This is a genomic window from Candidatus Blochmanniella vafra str. BVAF, assembly GCF_000185985.2.
Classification (GTDB): domain Bacteria; phylum Pseudomonadota; class Gammaproteobacteria; order Enterobacterales; family Enterobacteriaceae; genus Blochmanniella; species Blochmanniella vafra.
In genome coordinates, this window is the sequence record NC_014909.2 from 52,564 (window position 1) to 67,196 (window position 14,633).

Below are 14,633 nucleotides of genomic sequence, written 5' to 3' on the forward strand. Positions count from 1 at the left end.
ATCGAATCATATAATATTCCTTGTATTATGTATTTCTTTTTAAAATTAAGTATGATAATTTAGTCTATTGTTTTGATATTTAATTGAATAAAATATTGTTATATAGTAATTTATTTTTTGATGAAATTTAGTTCATTTAATAAAAATACATTACGTAGAAATTAGAAATTTAGATTGTAAGATATTGTTATATATTCAAAATATTCAAATAAAATATTTATTAACATTTATTATGATATAATGTCAGGTTACATATATGATATTAGTAGTTTAATAAGGAATGAATGCGGATAAAATCAAAGAAATATTGTTAAGTTGCTTAAATTTAAGCGAGGTGTATGTTGCTTTCGATTATCATGGGCATTGTCAAATAATTGCCATAGGTTCTATGTTTATAGAGAAGAATAAATTAGAACGACATAAGATTGTATATGCTCCACTTAAGCAGTATATTACATATAATAAGATTCATTCTTTATCTATTTATGCTTTTAGTCTGAATGAATGGGATATAAATAAAAAATTTTATAATGTAAAATAGTGTTACGATATCTATCGTATAGTATAGGCGACATTATAAGGGTGATTGTTATTCAAATAAAATTACAATGTGAAAAATGGATAAGTTTTACATTCAAGGGCCTACTACGTTAAGTGGAGAAGTAGTTATATCAGGAGCTAAAAATTCTGCTCTTCCTATTTTATTTGCTACGCTTTTGACTGAAGAACCTGTAGAAATTTTTAATGTTCCTAGATTAAAAGATATCGATTCTGCTATTGAATTGTTAAATTATTTAGGAGCTCAAGTAGAACATCAAGATGTCATAGTATTTTCTGATACTAGTAAAGTACATACTTATTATTGTGCTCCATATGATTTAGTAAAGTCAATAAGAGCGTCTATTTGGATATTAGGACCATTAGTGGCTAGGTTTGGGCATGGTGAAATTTGGTTGCCAGGCGGATGTTCTATTGGTAAAAGATTAATAGATTTGCATATTGATGGATTAGAAAAATTAGGAGCCAAAATAATAATAGAAAAAGAATATGTTATAGCTTCTGTTAATGGCAGGTTACGTGGTGCTCATATTATTATGAATAAGATTAGTGTAGGAGCAACAGTGACTGTCATGAGTGCTGCTGCATTAGCTGAAGGGATTACAGTTATTGATAATGCTGCGCGTGAACCGGAAGTTGTTGATACCGCTAATTTTTTAATTATGTTAGGTACTAAAATTATAGGGGCAGGTAGTAGTAGAATTATTATTGAAGGAGTTCAAAAATTAAAAGGAGGTAAGTATCATATTATTCCTGATAGAATTGAGACTGGTACATTTTTAGTTGCAGCAGCTATTTCTCGTTCACATGTGATATGTTTAAAATCTAATCCAAATTTTTTAAAATTAGTTTTGCAAAAGCTTCGGGAGTCTGGAGCAGAGATTAATACTGGTAAGGATTGGATTAGCTTAAATATGCACGGTAGACGACCGAAAGCTATTGGGGTGTACACGAGCCCGTATCCTGGATTTCCTACTGATATGCAAGCACAATTTACTTTATTAAATATAGTTTCAAAGGGAATAGGTAAAATAACAGAAACTATTTTTGAAAATAGATTTATGCATGTTCCAGAATTGATTAGAATGGGGGCTAAAGTTCAAGTATTAAATAATACAATTATATGTTATGGAGTTGATTCATTAGTAGGTACTCAAGTAATATCGACAGACTTGAGGTCAGCGGCAAGTTTAATATTAGCTGGGTGTATCGCTCAAGGGGTAACTGTAATTGATTGTATTTCTCATGTTGATCGAGGATATGATCGAATTGAAAAAAAGTTAAAAAGCATGGGGGCTTGTATTCAACGTATTACTGATACATAAAATAGTATTATGTAAATAAACGAATACAATATGTTTATTAGAGTTTTATATTACTACGAAATCAAATAATTTTATAATATTGTTCTATACTATAATATTTTGTACAGAATTGATGATTTTAATTTTTGATTATCATTGGCTATCTCAATAATAAAAAAATACTGGTGTCTCTTCGAATAATATTAAGGGCCATTACTGTTGGTTTTTCTTTTAATAGTTTACGTAATTGAGATAAGTTATGTATTCTGGTTCTATTTAAGCCAATAATGATGTCTCCTTTTTGTAATCCTATTGAAGAAGCGGGAGAATCTTTCATTACATCTTCTACTTTTACTCCCTTCGTGCCATCTTTTAAATATCCATTACTTAAAGAAGCTCCTTGCAAAGCTGGAGTTAATATTTCTTCACTGGTGCTAACACAGGTGCTATCATCTAATAAAACAGAAACTATATGTGTTTTACCGTCTCTTAATAGTCCTATTTTAATAGTTTTACCTGGAGTGGTAGTTCCTACTTTTACTCTTAATTCTGCAAAATTTTTTATTGGTTTGCCTTCTATGGACACGATTATATCTCCTGCTTTAATACGAGCTTTAGCAGCTGCAGATCCTGGTAAAACTTCGCTAACAAACGCGCCTCTTTGTATATCAATATTAAATGCTTTAGCAATATCAGCTGTTAATTCTGTGCCTTTAATTCCTAATTGACCTCTTTTTACTTCTCCAAATTCAATTAATTGTTGGCTTAAAGTTTTAACTATGTTGCTAGGAATAGCAAATCCAATTCCAACATTTCCACCTCCGGGGGCTAGAATAGCAGTATTAATCCCAATTAATTCACCATTTAAGTTGACTAGTGCGCCTCCGGAATTTCCTCGATTTATGGAAGCATCAGTTTGGATAAAATTTTCTAGTCCTTCAAGATTTAAACCGCTTCTCCCTAATGCGGAAATAATACCTGAAGTTGCAGTTTGACCTAATCCAAAAGGATTGCCTATAGCAACAGCGACATCTCCAACTTTTAAGGTATCAGAATCTGCTATTTTTATTTCAGACAAATTTTTATTAAATTTTAATATTTGTAGTAATGCTAAGTCAGTTTGTTCATCATGACCTATTATTTTTGCTTTATATTCTTTTCCATCATTAAGTTGAATTGTAATTTTATCAGCTTCATTTACAACATGATTATTAGTAATAATGTAGCCTTTGTTAGCATTAATAATAACTCCTGATCCTAATCCTTCAAATGGTTTAGTTCCAAAATTTCCACCAGGAGGAAGGTCTGGTCCAAAGAAGTATCTAAATTCTTTAGGTAAAGTTAATCGTTTTACAGGTTGTGTACCTTCTACGTGTATGCTTACTACAGTCGGAAGCACTTTATCTAGCATTGGAGCTAAACTGGTAGGCATTGAAGAATGTGATGTGTCTGAAAATAATATATTATAATGATAAGTACAAGGTGTGAAATTTGTAATAATCTCCAATCCCAATATTATACCTAATGTAATTATTGAATTTTGTATTATTTTCATAAATAAATGATTCATTATTTGTATTTAGTTAGGTCAAGAATTATATTTAGATATTATTTTATCAAAATAAAATGTTAATTTATAATCAAAGTTATATATTTATTATATTTAAATTATCTATAACCTTTTTAAGATTGTACAAAGTTTATATAGTTTGATGAAAATAGTTTTGTAAGGGTTATTATGTATATTATTTCGATATTTATCGTAAAATTATATTTTTTCTTGTTCATTTTGTGCATTTACATCATCTGAATAATCTCGAGGAGCCTCGGTAGTTAAATGTTTTTTATGTTGTATGTTTATATTTTGCGCATGGTCAGAGTATACATTTTCTTGATTATATACATTAGGTAAAAAAAAATTGGCATTTTTTGTGATATTTTGGTATAAATTTTGGTAATTTTCTGAAATTTTATTTAGTAATTTTATGTTATATTCAAAATGTGTTTTGAGTTTGTTTTGATATGTATTTAATTTCATTTTATTATTTTGTAGTTCGTTGTATAAAGTTTTTTGATTATTTAATAAATTTCGATCTCTATAGTACATGAAAATAATTCCTGTGATATTTCCTATTAGAAAACTTAAAAGTATTACAATAATCCAAATCATAATTTTAATCTCCTTTTTTTACTTTAATTGTTATAATTTTGTTTGTAGTAATCATTATTTAATAAATTAGAGAACATATTATATATTATTTTTGTGTTAAGTTTTTTATTAATTATATCGATAATGTGTATATATTAAAATATTGATTCTTATTGATTTAAAATCTATCATAAAGCAGATAGAAAATATTGTGTATATAACGTGTTATATTGTATATATAATGATATGATGCTAAAATTAGAATAGTGTGTTTGTTGGTTTGTTAGGTTTTTGAAAAAATATTTTAGCCCATAAGAAAGATATTGAGTCTGTTTATTGTATGAAAAACGTGTATGTATTTCACAGATTTGTTATAGTGGATAAATACGTAGTTTTCATGAATTATGTTGTATAATATAATAAAGTTTAGTGTGGTGTAATTTATAATTTGCATTGAAATAGTAAAGTGATATTACATGGAGATAAAGGTTGGTATGAGACAATCAAAGATTATAAAAAGAGAGTGGTATGTTGTAGATGCTACTGATAAAGTACTTGGGAGATTGTCTAGTAAAGTAGCTATGTATTTGATTGGAAAACATAAAATTGAGTATGCTCCGTATTTTGATGTTGGAGATTATATTATTATTATTAATTCAAAAAAAATTTACGTGAGTGGACGTAAATATGAAAATAAAATTTATTATAGGCATACGGGTTATGTAGGTGGTATTAAAAGTTTAAAATTTAAAGAGCTTATTTCTATAAATTCTAATAAAGTAATTGAAAATTCAGTAAAGGGAATGTTACCTAAGAATAAATTGGGTCGTGTGATGTTTCGTAGATTAAAAGTTTATACAAGTACTGTTCATAATCATGAAGCACAATCTCCGAAATTTTTACAGATTAGTTAGTATATCATTGGGGATATTTAATTTTGAATATAATATGTAATCAGTTTTATGGGACTGGAAGAAGAAAAAGTGCTTCTGCTAGAGTATTTTTGAAATTGGGGGTTGGTAAAATAATCATAAATAATCGTTCGTTAGATAATTATTTTCCTAAAATCAGCGAACAGGTGATGATAAAAAAACCATTAGAAGTGACTAAATTATTAGATTCTTTAGATGTGTACATTACCGTAACAGGAGGAGGAGTTTCAGGCCAATCTGGAGCAATATGTCATGGGGTTACTCGGGCGTTATTAAAATATGATGAAAAATTGAAAGTTTTATTGCGTTCTTCAGGATTGTTAACTAGAGATTCTAGAATAGTAGAAAGAAAGAAAATTGGATTTCGTAAATCGAGAAGGAGACCTCAATTTTCTAAGCGTTAATATAGAGGGAGCCAATAAAAAGTATTTAATTATGATTATTTAATTTGATATTTATAAATAAATTAAATAGATTGAATAAAGGTTCAAAGTTTTGATGATGTATATAGAAATAAAAGTGGTTTGAATAGTTGTAAATAATGAGTATATAAAAAATTTATATGTAAGTAAAAGCGGAAAATACATTTTTTACTCCTTTGGTTTTTCTTGCTATTTTTTCAGCATATTGCCCTTCTTTACAGGTAACCATTCCTAAAAGGAATACTTCTCGGTTTTCAGTGACGACTTTAATTTTTGATATGTGCGTATTTTTTTTTGTAAACAAATGAAATCGTATTTGATTGCTAATGATTGAATCAAATAAAATATTTTGTAGAGATATTGGTGAATTTTTCCTAATGGCATTATAAATATTTTTTGTTCCATTAATATGCATGACAATATTTATCGCTTCTTTAGATAGTTCTGAAGAAGGAGATTGTCCTGTGAGCAAAACATTACCTTGATACACTGTATTGATTATCCTAGTAAATTTTTTAATTTGTGTATGTTTGTTAAGGGCGTGATAAATATTGATTTTAAGAATACTGTCGTCTATTTGAGATCCTATGGTACGGGAGTCATACCATGTGTTAGCCACTATCGTGGCAGTTCCTATAGTTAACATACTAGTGCATCCTATTAATAGTGTAGAATAAAACACAAGAGTTAATGTCAAAAATATTATATGATTTTTCATGTTTAGTAATGGTATTCAGTGTGTACATTATGTCTATTGGTATACTGCACACAATACTACTTTAATGTGGTAAATTAAATCAACAGAGTTTTAATATAAGCTTTTTATCAAAATATTGCTATTATACTGTCTATATAAATAAAGTAATTTAGCTTATTTAGGTAAGATATATGATGCATTAAAATACATATGGTTTCTAGTAATTAAGATATTAGTACAGCATATGAAATATATTATAGGATTGTGTAGTAATTAATTATTTAAAAATTTGTTTTAAATTAGTAAAAATAAAAGTAGAATCATCATATAATGCGTTATTTTATATGATTACTTTTTTAAAATGGACGGTGTTTTATTAAGGATATTGTACTGATATGTAGAGATATGTGTTTAATAGAGCAAAAACAATTGTGATACATGATAATATTTTTTGATATTTATTGTATTTTTAAAAAATGATTATTTTTAACACACAGTATAATAAGAATATATATGTTTCACAACAAGTGAATTCAAACAGGACATTATATATTGTGCCTACTCCTATTGGTAATTTGCATGATATTACATATAGGGCGTTATCTACATTACGTCAAGTAGATGGTATTATTGCAGAAAGTACTCGTCGAGTTCAAATTTTATTGAGTTTTTTTTCTATTAAGTTACCTGTATATATTATGAATAGATATAATGAAAACAGAAAAGTGCCTATATTACTCTCAAAATTACAAGACGGACGTAATATTGCTTTAATTTCTGATGCGGGAAGTCCATTAATTAGCGATCCAGGATATAGATTAGTACGCGCTTGTCATGAAAAAAAAATAAAAGTGATTTCATTGCCTGGTCCATGTGCTGCAATCGCAGCACTTTGTGGGTCTGGATTGCCTGTAAATCGGTTTTGTTTTGAAGGATTTCTGCCATCTAAACGAATTTTTCGTATAAGTCGTTTAAAAGAATTATTAGAAGAATCAAGAACTTTGATTTTTTATGACGTAAAATATAGAATTATAGATAGTTTAAAAGATATAGTATCTGTTTTTGGAGAAACACGTTACGTTGTATTAGTTAGAGAGCTAAGTAAAATTTGGGAATTTATTTATGGAGCTCCAGCAAGCAAATTATTATTTTGGGTACAACAAGATAAGACTCGTGTCAAAGGAGAAATAGTGTTGGTAGTATCAGGATATAATTTTAAGAATCGTGGTAATGATGAGATACCTCCAAAAGCATGGAGTATAATGAAATTGTTAGCATTAGAAGTTTCTGTAAAGAAGGCTGCATCTTTAGTAGGAAATATATATGGAATAAAAAAAAATGTTTTATATCACAAATATGTATTTGAAAAGTTAAATAGAAAGTAATGCTATTATAGATAATAGAGATAATTTTTTAGATAATTTATAGATGGTAAGTTGACTGAGTAATCGCTGCTTTTTTAGTAAAAAAAGGAGAGGAAAGTCCGGGCTCCGCAGGACAAGGCGCCAGGTAATACCTGGGAGATGTGAATCTACGACAAGTGCAACAGAAAAAAAACCGCCATTCTTAGTTGAATTGTATTTTATTTATTGCATAATTTTTTATAGTTTTGAGTAAAAATATTATATCAATAATAACGTTATAATATTAAAGAAAGAGTGGTAAGGGTGAAAAGGGGCGGTAAGAGCGCACCGTACAATTGGTAACAATTTGTAGCAATGTAAACTCCGCTTGGAGAAAGGCTAAATAAAAATTCTATAGCATGGTCCGTGCTGAATTTGGGTAAGCCGCTTTAATTTATATGTGAATATAAATATAGATGAATGATTGCTCTAGACAGAACCCGGCTTATAGGTCAACTTTTATATTATTGTATTGTTTTTTGGAATATATCAAATATTGATGGTAGTCTATAAATAGAATAGATTAAAGAAAATAAAAGATATATTGTTATTAATTTATTAGACCGTAGCCTATTTTTAAAATTTAAATGTATTAATATGTGAATTTTATACAATTGTTATTGTTAATTAATATCAAATTTTTGATTATTACTGAAAGTTTGTGTAATTTCTGAAATAAACTTAAATTGATCTAGATTTTACAGAATATACATTCTAAAATGATTGATATGTATCATAATAAATTATGTTAAACTTTAAAACTATCAGGCATTGTTATATGTGTTATTTATTTTAAGATAAACTAAATAAAAAAAATTATGAATATTTTAAAAGAATTGTTTAATTTAGTACCTCAAAATGGTGCGCTATTATCTTTTAATATAAAGATAAATTTAGTTTTTTATTTGACAATATTTATTATTGTATTTTTAGAAAATGCTATTATTCCAGCTTTTTTTTTACCTGGAGATAGTTTATTGATTGTTTTAGGGATATTAATTAAAAAAGGAATTTTAAATTTTTTTTTAACTTTAAGTATTTTAACTATTGCTGCTAGTTTGGGGAGTTGGGTAAGTTATTTGCAGGGGAAATTTTTATTAAAAAATAAAAAAACATTGAAGGGTTGGATGTCATATTTACCTAGCCGCTCATATCAAAGAGCAAGTAATATGTTTAATAAGCATGGATTGCTGGCTTTATTTATAAGTCGTTTTGTTGTATTTATGAGAACAGCGTTACCAGTAATAGCTGGAGTATCTGGATTAGATTCATTAAAATTCCAATTATTTAATTGGATTAGTTCTTTTATATGGGTATTAATTTTAATTATTTTAGGCGGATGTTTAGGGCATATAGAGTGTTTTTTCTAATTTTATATAAATTGTAATTTTATTTAATAAATTATAAAACTGTATATAGTGAAAGTATATAAAATTTGGCCCCTGCTGGATTTGAACCAGCGACCAAGCGATTATGAGTCGCCTGCTCTGACCATCTGAGCTAAGGGGCCTTACTTAAAAATTTAGTAATCTTGAAAATTTGATTTTTATAGCCATTATTATGTATAAATTTATTATGACATAATCTACCATACATATAGGTAAAAAAGTCAAAAAATAATATATATTTTTATTTTGAAAAATTTAAAATATTAAATGTGTATTAATGTTTTTAATTATAAAAAAGTTTATCATAATTGTATATTTATTATATATATCCTGCTTTAATCATCATCTAAAAAACTTCTTAGTATTTCAGATCGACTGGGATGTCTTAATTTTCTCAAAGCTTTTGCTTCGATTTGACGAATACGTTCTCGTGTTACATCGAATTGTCTACCTACTTCTTCTAAAGTGTGGTCGGTATTCATGTCGATTCCAAAACGCATGCGTAATACCTTAGCCTCTCTGGGAGTTAAACCTGAAAGTACATCGTTTGTGGCGGCTTTTAAATTGTCTGATGTTGCAGAATCTAAAGGTAAATCAAGATTAGTATCTTCAATAAAATCACCTAGATGTGAATCTTCATCATCACCTATTGGTGTTTCCATAGATACAGGTTCTTTAGCAATTTTCAGTACTTTTCTAATTTTATCTTCCGATATTAACATACGTTTTGAAAGTTCTTCTGGCGTAGGCTCACATCCTGTTTCTTGTAAAATTTGTCTTGAAATACGATTAAGTTTGTTAATAGTTTCAATCATATGTACTGGAATTCGAATAGTACGAGCTTGATCTGCTATAGATCGGGTGATGGCTTGACGGATCCACCAGGTTGCGTAGGTAGAAAATTTATAACCTCGACGATATTCAAATTTATCTACTGCTTTCATTAAGCCAATATTACCCTCTTGAATTAAATCTAAAAATTGTAATCCTCTATTTGTATATTTTTTAGCAATAGATATAACTAATCTTAAATTAGCTTCAACCATTTCTTTCTTAGCTCTGCGAGCCTTAGCTTCACCGATAGACATACGTCGGTTAATATTTTTTACTTGTTCTATTGTTAAACCTGTTTCTTTTTCTATTTGATATAATTGCCATATATTTTGTTGTACTTCTGCATTAACTGTATCTAATTTTTTAGCCCACCCTGCATTCATAGATAATGCTTGAATAAGCCAAGCTTTATTAGTTTCATTACCTGAAAATAAATCAATAAATTTTTTTTTAGGCATTTTACTAATATCTACGCATAATTTCATAATTAATCGTTCATGAAATCGAATTCGATCCATCATAGACCGCATATTATTCACTAAGTAATCAAATTGTTTTGGAACTAATCTGAATTGTTTAAATATTTCAGAGAGTTTTAAAATTTCAGATGATGATTTATCATGGTTGCGTCCGTTATATTTAATTGTTTGTCGGGTTGTTTCGTATTGTTTTCGTAAAGCTATAAATTTTTTTCGTGCTAATTCTGGGTCAATACTATTATCATCATCTTCATTTTCTGTGTTTTCTTCATCATCTGTTACTGTTAAAATATTAGATGAAAGATGGTGAATATTTTGTTGTGTAATGTTGGGTATTGTTTCAACGTTTTGGTTAAAATTATCTAGATCAACAAAACCAGTAATTAAATCTGATAATCGGGTTTCACCTGTTTCTACACGTTGATATTGTTCTAATAAATAAGTGATTGCTTCTGGATATTCTGCAACAGAACATTGTACTTGATTGATTCCATCTTCGATTCTTTTAGCAATATCTATTTCCCCTTCTCTAGTTAACAGTTCTACAGCCCCCATTTCTTTCATATACATTCGCACTGGATCGGTAGTTCTTCCTAAATCTGGATCTGTATTGGATAAAGCTTGTACAGCAGCTTCTGTTGCATCTTCTTCATCATTATTAACAACGGTATCGCAATTTTTTGTTAATAAAAATTCATCGGAATCAGGAGCTTCTTCCATAACTTGAATACCCATATCGTTCATCATTTGAATAATATTATGTAATTGATCAGAATCAATAATATCTTCTGATAAATGATCATTTACTTCAGAAAAGGTTAAGTAGCCTTGTTCTTTTCCACGTGTCACAAGTAACTTAAGTTGTGATTGTGGGTTATGTTCCATAAAACGACTCCCACTATTGTAAAAAATGATTTTTTAGGTTAAAGATGATTATCTTCATATGTAATTTTAATTAAAATTTTAATAAATAAAAAAGTTTTTGAGTATCTTATAACTAGATTATTGCTAGTTATATAGCATATATAGTTAGTGTGTTGTATCATAATTTATTTCAATATATGTATTGAAGATAATTTTTGGTTTAACATCCACAATTCTCGGCGTTCTTTGTTTGTTAATCCGAATAAACGTTCTCGTGTGATGAGCATATTTTGTTGTTGTTCAAGAATTAAGTTATATAATTTTGTTAAAGTATCAATAAAAGTAATAATAATCATATCGTCTTTAATTATGTGTTTCCAATACGCCAATTTTTTAAGTATTATAAAATAGTGACGATTTGTAGTTTTTTTATTATAAAAATATTCCAACAATTGTTCAGTGGTAAAATTTGGATAAAATTTACATAATTTCACCAAATTTATAAATATTTTTATATTATTATGTTTAAGTGTTTCTAATCCTTGTATGGTTGGAACTAATTTAGCAAGTTTTGGGTTTTGTATCAATAACCCTATTAAAATATGTTCTATGTTATATGTAATATTATGTTTATATTGTGTGAGGGGGATATTTTTTTTTGGTTTTTTGAGTAGTTGTTGTAATTTACTATCGTCTAAGATTCCTATTATTTTACTTAATTTTTGCTGTAAACATAATTGTAATATTTGTCCTGGAATTTGATTAATCATGGGTAATATTAAGCTGCTGAGCTTAACTCGCCCTTCTAGTGTGTGTAAATTTATTTTTTTAGATAAGGTTTCAAATAGAAAATTAGATAAGCTTTGAGCTTTCGATATTTGTTTTAAAAAACTGTCTTTTCCTATTTTACGTATTAATGTATCGGGATCTTCTTGATTTGGTAAGAACATAAAAGATATTTCTTTGTTGTCAGTAAGATATGGTAGTACAGTATTAAGTGTGCGCCAGGCAGCTTTTTTTCCAGCATTATCACCATCATAGCAACAAATAATTTGGTTAGTGACACTATATATTAATCGAATGTGGTAAACTGACATAGATGTTCCTAATGTCGAAACTACATAATTTATTCCAAATTGAGTTAAGATTATTACATCCATATATCCTTCTACTAATAGAATATATGGAATATTTTTATGTTTTTTACAAGTTTCGTAAAATCCATATAAATATTGGTTTTTTTTAAAGATAGTAGTATCTGGAGAATTTAAGTATTTAGGTTGTTTAGGATTGTGTTGAATGGTGCGTCCGCCGAATCCTATTATTTTTCCTTCTTGGTTTTTCATAGGAAAAATGATACGTTCTCGAAATCGATCATATTTATTTTTTTTTCCGTTTTCTACGTATATGCCTGATTGTGTTATTAATTTTGAATTGTATGTGTTAAGGTTTAAATTTTGAGCAATATTATTCCAGCCCATAGGAGCAAATCCAATATTAAAGTTTGCAATGGAATTTGTGGTTAGTCCTCTATTTTGTAAATATTTGTGAGCATAAGCATATTTTTTATTTATTAAATTGTTTTGATAATAATTAGAAACATCACTCATAAATTTATATAAATTGTTTTCATGGGAAATTTGGCTGGTAGTATTGTGATAAAAAAAATTTTTTATGCTAATACCATGGATAGTAGATAATTTTTTTATACATTCAATAAATGTATATTGATCATAATTCATTAAAAAATTTATGATGTTACCATGTGCTCCGCAACTAAAACAATAATAAAATTGTTTTTTAAAATTTACAGTAAAAGATGGGTATTTTTCTGAGTGAAATGGACAACAAGCAATAAAATTTGAGCCTTTTTTTTTAATGGGATTCGTTGATTGATTAAATCAACAATATTAGTACGAGATATTAATGTCTCTATTAATGTTTTTGGAATGCGAGCAATCATATTATCGTTATATTTACATCAGTTATTTTTATTCATATTGTGGATAAGAAATTAATTAAATCTCATATATTTGTAATACATTAAATGATAATAAAAAATTTAATCGTTTGAAATGAGGGTAGTAAATTCATAATATTAAAACGATTTAAATCGTTTAGAATTTTCTCTAGTTATTTTTTTTATGTGTCGTTTAATTGCGGATGCTTTGGCTCTTTTTCGTTCTGTAGTAGGTTTTTCATAAAATTCTCTACGACGTACTTCTGATAAAATCCCTGCTTTTTCACATGATCTTTTAAAACGACGTAATGCTACATCAAACGGTTCATTTTCTCGTATTTTAATTATTGGCATATATACTTCCTATTTTTTGTGATAATAAATATTTTTTAAATTTTTTGTTATTTATGGATATGATTAATGATATTTAATATTTGAAATTATAATGTAAACTTGGTTATTATAATAAAGAATATTAAATTTTCAAAATTTTTAGTAATTTTTTTATATAAAAAATTGTTAATCGTTCCATAATATATAATACAGCCATATAATACAATGCGTGTGTTGGGAATTGAAACTTCGTGTGATGAAACCGGAGTAGCAGTATATGATCAAAATGAAGGATTGTTGATAAATAAGATATACAGTCAAAGTTTGTTGCATTCGCATTATGGAGGTGTTGTACCTGAATTAGCAGCAAGAGATCATACATTAAGAATTATTCCTTTAATTGTATCTGCTTTAAGAGAAACCGGGTTAACTTCATCTGATATAAATGGAATTGCATATACAGCTGGACCAGGTTTAATAGGATCGTTGTTAGTAGGTTCTGCAGTTGCTTGTGCTTTAGCTTATGCATGGAACATACCTATAATTGACATTCATCATATGGAAGCACATTTATTGGCTCCTATGTTGAATCAAAAAAATATATCTTTTGATTCTGGTTTTTATAGTAATTGTACTGACGTTATTAAATTTCCTTTTATTGCCTTATTAGTTTCTGGAGGACACACTCAACTTGTAATGGTAAAAAAAATAGGAGAATATAAAATTTTAGGAGAATCAATAGATGATGCAGTTGGAGAGGTATTTGATAAAATTGCTGTATTATTAGGATTACAATATCCGGGGGGAGCTGCGTTATCAGTAATGGCACGAAATGGTATTAAGGGGCGTTATATTTTTCCGAAACCTATGATCCATAAACCAGGTTTGAATTTTAGTTTTTCTGGGTTAAAAACTGCTGTATCCAGGGTAATATTATCATTAAAAACTAATGATAATCAAGTTAAAGCTGATATTGCATGTGGATTTGAATGCGCCGCAATTGAAACTCTAACTATTAAGTGTTATCGTGCCTTAAAACAAACACAAATAAAAAATTTAGTGATTTCTGGAGGAGTAAGTGCTAATCTTGTTTTAAGATCGTATCTTTCGAATATGTTAGAGTCTATGCAAGGCACATTATTGTATCCTCCTAAATTGGAATTTTGTACAGATAATGGGGCTATGGTAGCTTGTGCTGGTTTGATTAGATTAAAATCAGGATTAGCTCATACTAATTTATCTATTTTAGTTAAACCTCGTTGGTCATTGGAATCTTTACCTAAGGTAGAAATTTAACTGCAAGTATGCGT

General features: G+C 28.0%; 14 protein-coding genes, 1 tRNA gene and 1 other RNA gene. 8 read left to right on the top strand and 8 right to left on the bottom strand.

The genetic code is table 11. The annotated features are described in order from the left end of the window. Positions 1-280: 280 nt before the first annotated feature. Together BVAF_RS00220 and murA are read left to right on the top strand one after the other, a co-directional pair. Complete coding sequence (locus BVAF_RS00220; protein WP_013516383.1) at positions 281-541, top strand: BolA family protein; 261 nt, start codon at positions 281-283, stop codon at positions 539-541. A gap of 76 nt (positions 542-617) precedes the next feature. Then, positions 618-1,883 carry a UDP-N-acetylglucosamine 1-carboxyvinyltransferase gene (murA, locus tag BVAF_RS00225; RefSeq protein WP_013516384.1) on the top strand — a complete coding sequence of 422 codons (1,266 nt, stop codon included), beginning with the start codon at positions 618-620 and terminating at the stop codon, positions 1,881-1,883. Between the two features lie 139 nt (positions 1,884-2,022). Here the strand turns inward: murA and BVAF_RS00230 are convergent, their stop codons facing one another. Both BVAF_RS00230 and BVAF_RS00235 read right to left on the bottom strand, forming a co-directional pair. Beyond that, the gene (locus BVAF_RS00230; RefSeq protein WP_013516385.1) at positions 2,023-3,417 is read right to left on the bottom strand and encodes a Do family serine endopeptidase; all 1,395 of its coding nucleotides are present in this window, start codon (positions 3,415-3,417) and stop codon (positions 2,023-2,025) included. A gap of 213 nt (positions 3,418-3,630) precedes the next feature. Further along, positions 3,631-4,032, bottom strand: coding sequence for a Z-ring associated ZapG family protein (locus BVAF_RS00235; protein ID WP_013516386.1), 402 nt, complete (start codon positions 4,030-4,032; stop codon positions 3,631-3,633). A gap of 461 nt (positions 4,033-4,493) precedes the next feature. Between BVAF_RS00235 and rplM the strand changes: the two genes are divergently transcribed. Further along, a complete protein-coding gene (rplM, locus tag BVAF_RS00240; protein ID WP_044026150.1) occupies positions 4,494-4,925 on the top strand; it encodes a 50S ribosomal protein L13 in 432 nt (143 codons plus the stop codon). Positions 4,926-4,954: 29 nt separating this feature from the next. Continuing rightward, entirely contained in the window at positions 4,955-5,347 is a 393-nt protein-coding gene (gene rpsI / locus BVAF_RS00245; RefSeq protein ID WP_044026151.1) for a 30S ribosomal protein S9, read from the top strand. Positions 5,348-5,501: 154 nt separating this feature from the next. Here the strand turns inward: rpsI and dolP are convergent, their stop codons facing one another. Beyond that, positions 5,502-6,083, bottom strand: coding sequence for a division/outer membrane stress-associated lipid-binding lipoprotein (dolP, locus tag BVAF_RS00250; RefSeq protein ID WP_013516389.1), 582 nt, complete (start codon positions 6,081-6,083; stop codon positions 5,502-5,504). 455 nt (positions 6,084-6,538) lie between these two features. Between dolP and rsmI the strand changes: the two genes are divergently transcribed. From rsmI to BVAF_RS00260, 3 genes are all read left to right on the top strand, one after another. Then, positions 6,539-7,447 carry a 16S rRNA (cytidine(1402)-2'-O)-methyltransferase gene (rsmI, locus tag BVAF_RS00255; RefSeq protein WP_050805252.1) on the top strand — a complete coding sequence of 303 codons (909 nt, stop codon included), beginning with the start codon at positions 6,539-6,541 and terminating at the stop codon, positions 7,445-7,447. A gap of 47 nt (positions 7,448-7,494) precedes the next feature. Continuing rightward, positions 7,495-7,929: RNase P RNA component class A (gene rnpB, locus BVAF_RS03170), an RNA gene on the top strand. A 354-nt stretch (positions 7,930-8,283) separates the two neighbouring features. Further along, positions 8,284-8,835, top strand: a complete 552-nt coding sequence (locus BVAF_RS00260; RefSeq protein ID WP_013516391.1) for a DedA family protein — start codon at positions 8,284-8,286, stop codon at positions 8,833-8,835. A gap of 66 nt (positions 8,836-8,901) precedes the next feature. On the opposite strand, the gene BVAF_RS00265 is transcribed toward BVAF_RS00260, so the two are convergent. From BVAF_RS00265 to rpsU, 5 genes are all read right to left on the bottom strand, one after another. Beyond that, positions 8,902-8,975: transfer RNA gene (locus BVAF_RS00265), tRNA-Ile, on the bottom strand. 213 nt (positions 8,976-9,188) lie between these two features. After that, positions 9,189-11,051 (bottom strand): RNA polymerase sigma factor RpoD, encoded by a 1,863-nt coding sequence (rpoD, locus tag BVAF_RS00270; RefSeq protein ID WP_013516392.1) that lies wholly within the window; start codon positions 11,049-11,051, stop codon positions 9,189-9,191. 164 nt (positions 11,052-11,215) lie between these two features. Beyond that, positions 11,216-12,910 (bottom strand): DNA primase, encoded by a 1,695-nt coding sequence (gene dnaG, locus BVAF_RS00275; RefSeq protein WP_320408529.1) that lies wholly within the window; start codon positions 12,908-12,910, stop codon positions 11,216-11,218. After that, positions 12,838-12,993, bottom strand: coding sequence for a hypothetical protein (locus BVAF_RS03230; protein WP_236608348.1), 156 nt, complete (start codon positions 12,991-12,993; stop codon positions 12,838-12,840). The genes dnaG and BVAF_RS03230 overlap by 73 nt, the downstream gene beginning before the upstream one ends. Before the next feature lie 135 nt (positions 12,994-13,128). Beyond that, positions 13,129-13,344 carry a 30S ribosomal protein S21 gene (gene rpsU, locus BVAF_RS00280; protein ID WP_013516394.1) on the bottom strand — a complete coding sequence of 72 codons (216 nt, stop codon included), beginning with the start codon at positions 13,342-13,344 and terminating at the stop codon, positions 13,129-13,131. Positions 13,345-13,548: 204 nt separating this feature from the next. Between rpsU and tsaD the strand changes: the two genes are divergently transcribed. Further along, positions 13,549-14,619, top strand: a complete 1,071-nt coding sequence (gene tsaD, locus BVAF_RS00285) for a tRNA (adenosine(37)-N6)-threonylcarbamoyltransferase complex transferase subunit TsaD (RefSeq protein ID WP_013516395.1) — start codon at positions 13,549-13,551, stop codon at positions 14,617-14,619. Positions 14,620-14,633: the final 14 nt, after the last annotated feature.

Bases quoted from the DNA above. Each gene is read 5' to 3' on its own strand.
- BVAF_RS00220 (WP_013516383.1), top strand. From the start codon at position 281: ATGAATGCGGATAAAATCAAAGAAATATTGTTAAGTTGCTTAAATTTA.
- murA (WP_013516384.1), top strand. From the start codon at position 618: ATGGATAAGTTTTACATTCAAGGGCCTACTACGTTAAGTGGAGAAGTA.
- BVAF_RS00230 (WP_013516385.1), bottom strand. From the start codon at position 3,417: ATGAAAATAATACAAAATTCAATAATTACATTAGGTATAATATTGGGA.
- BVAF_RS00235 (WP_013516386.1), bottom strand. From the start codon at position 4,032: ATGATTTGGATTATTGTAATACTTTTAAGTTTTCTAATAGGAAATATC.
- dolP (WP_013516389.1), bottom strand. From the start codon at position 6,083: ATGAAAAATCATATAATATTTTTGACATTAACTCTTGTGTTTTATTCT.
- rsmI (WP_050805252.1), top strand. From the start codon at position 6,539: ATGATTATTTTTAACACACAGTATAATAAGAATATATATGTTTCACAA.
- BVAF_RS00260 (WP_013516391.1), top strand. From the start codon at position 8,284: ATGAATATTTTAAAAGAATTGTTTAATTTAGTACCTCAAAATGGTGCG.
- rpoD (WP_013516392.1), bottom strand. From the start codon at position 11,051: ATGGAACATAACCCACAATCACAACTTAAGTTACTTGTGACACGTGGA.
- BVAF_RS03230 (WP_236608348.1), bottom strand. From the start codon at position 12,993: ATGATTGCTCGCATTCCAAAAACATTAATAGAGACATTAATATCTCGT.
- rpsU (WP_013516394.1), bottom strand. From the start codon at position 13,344: ATGCCAATAATTAAAATACGAGAAAATGAACCGTTTGATGTAGCATTA.
- tsaD (WP_013516395.1), top strand. From the start codon at position 13,549: ATGCGTGTGTTGGGAATTGAAACTTCGTGTGATGAAACCGGAGTAGCA.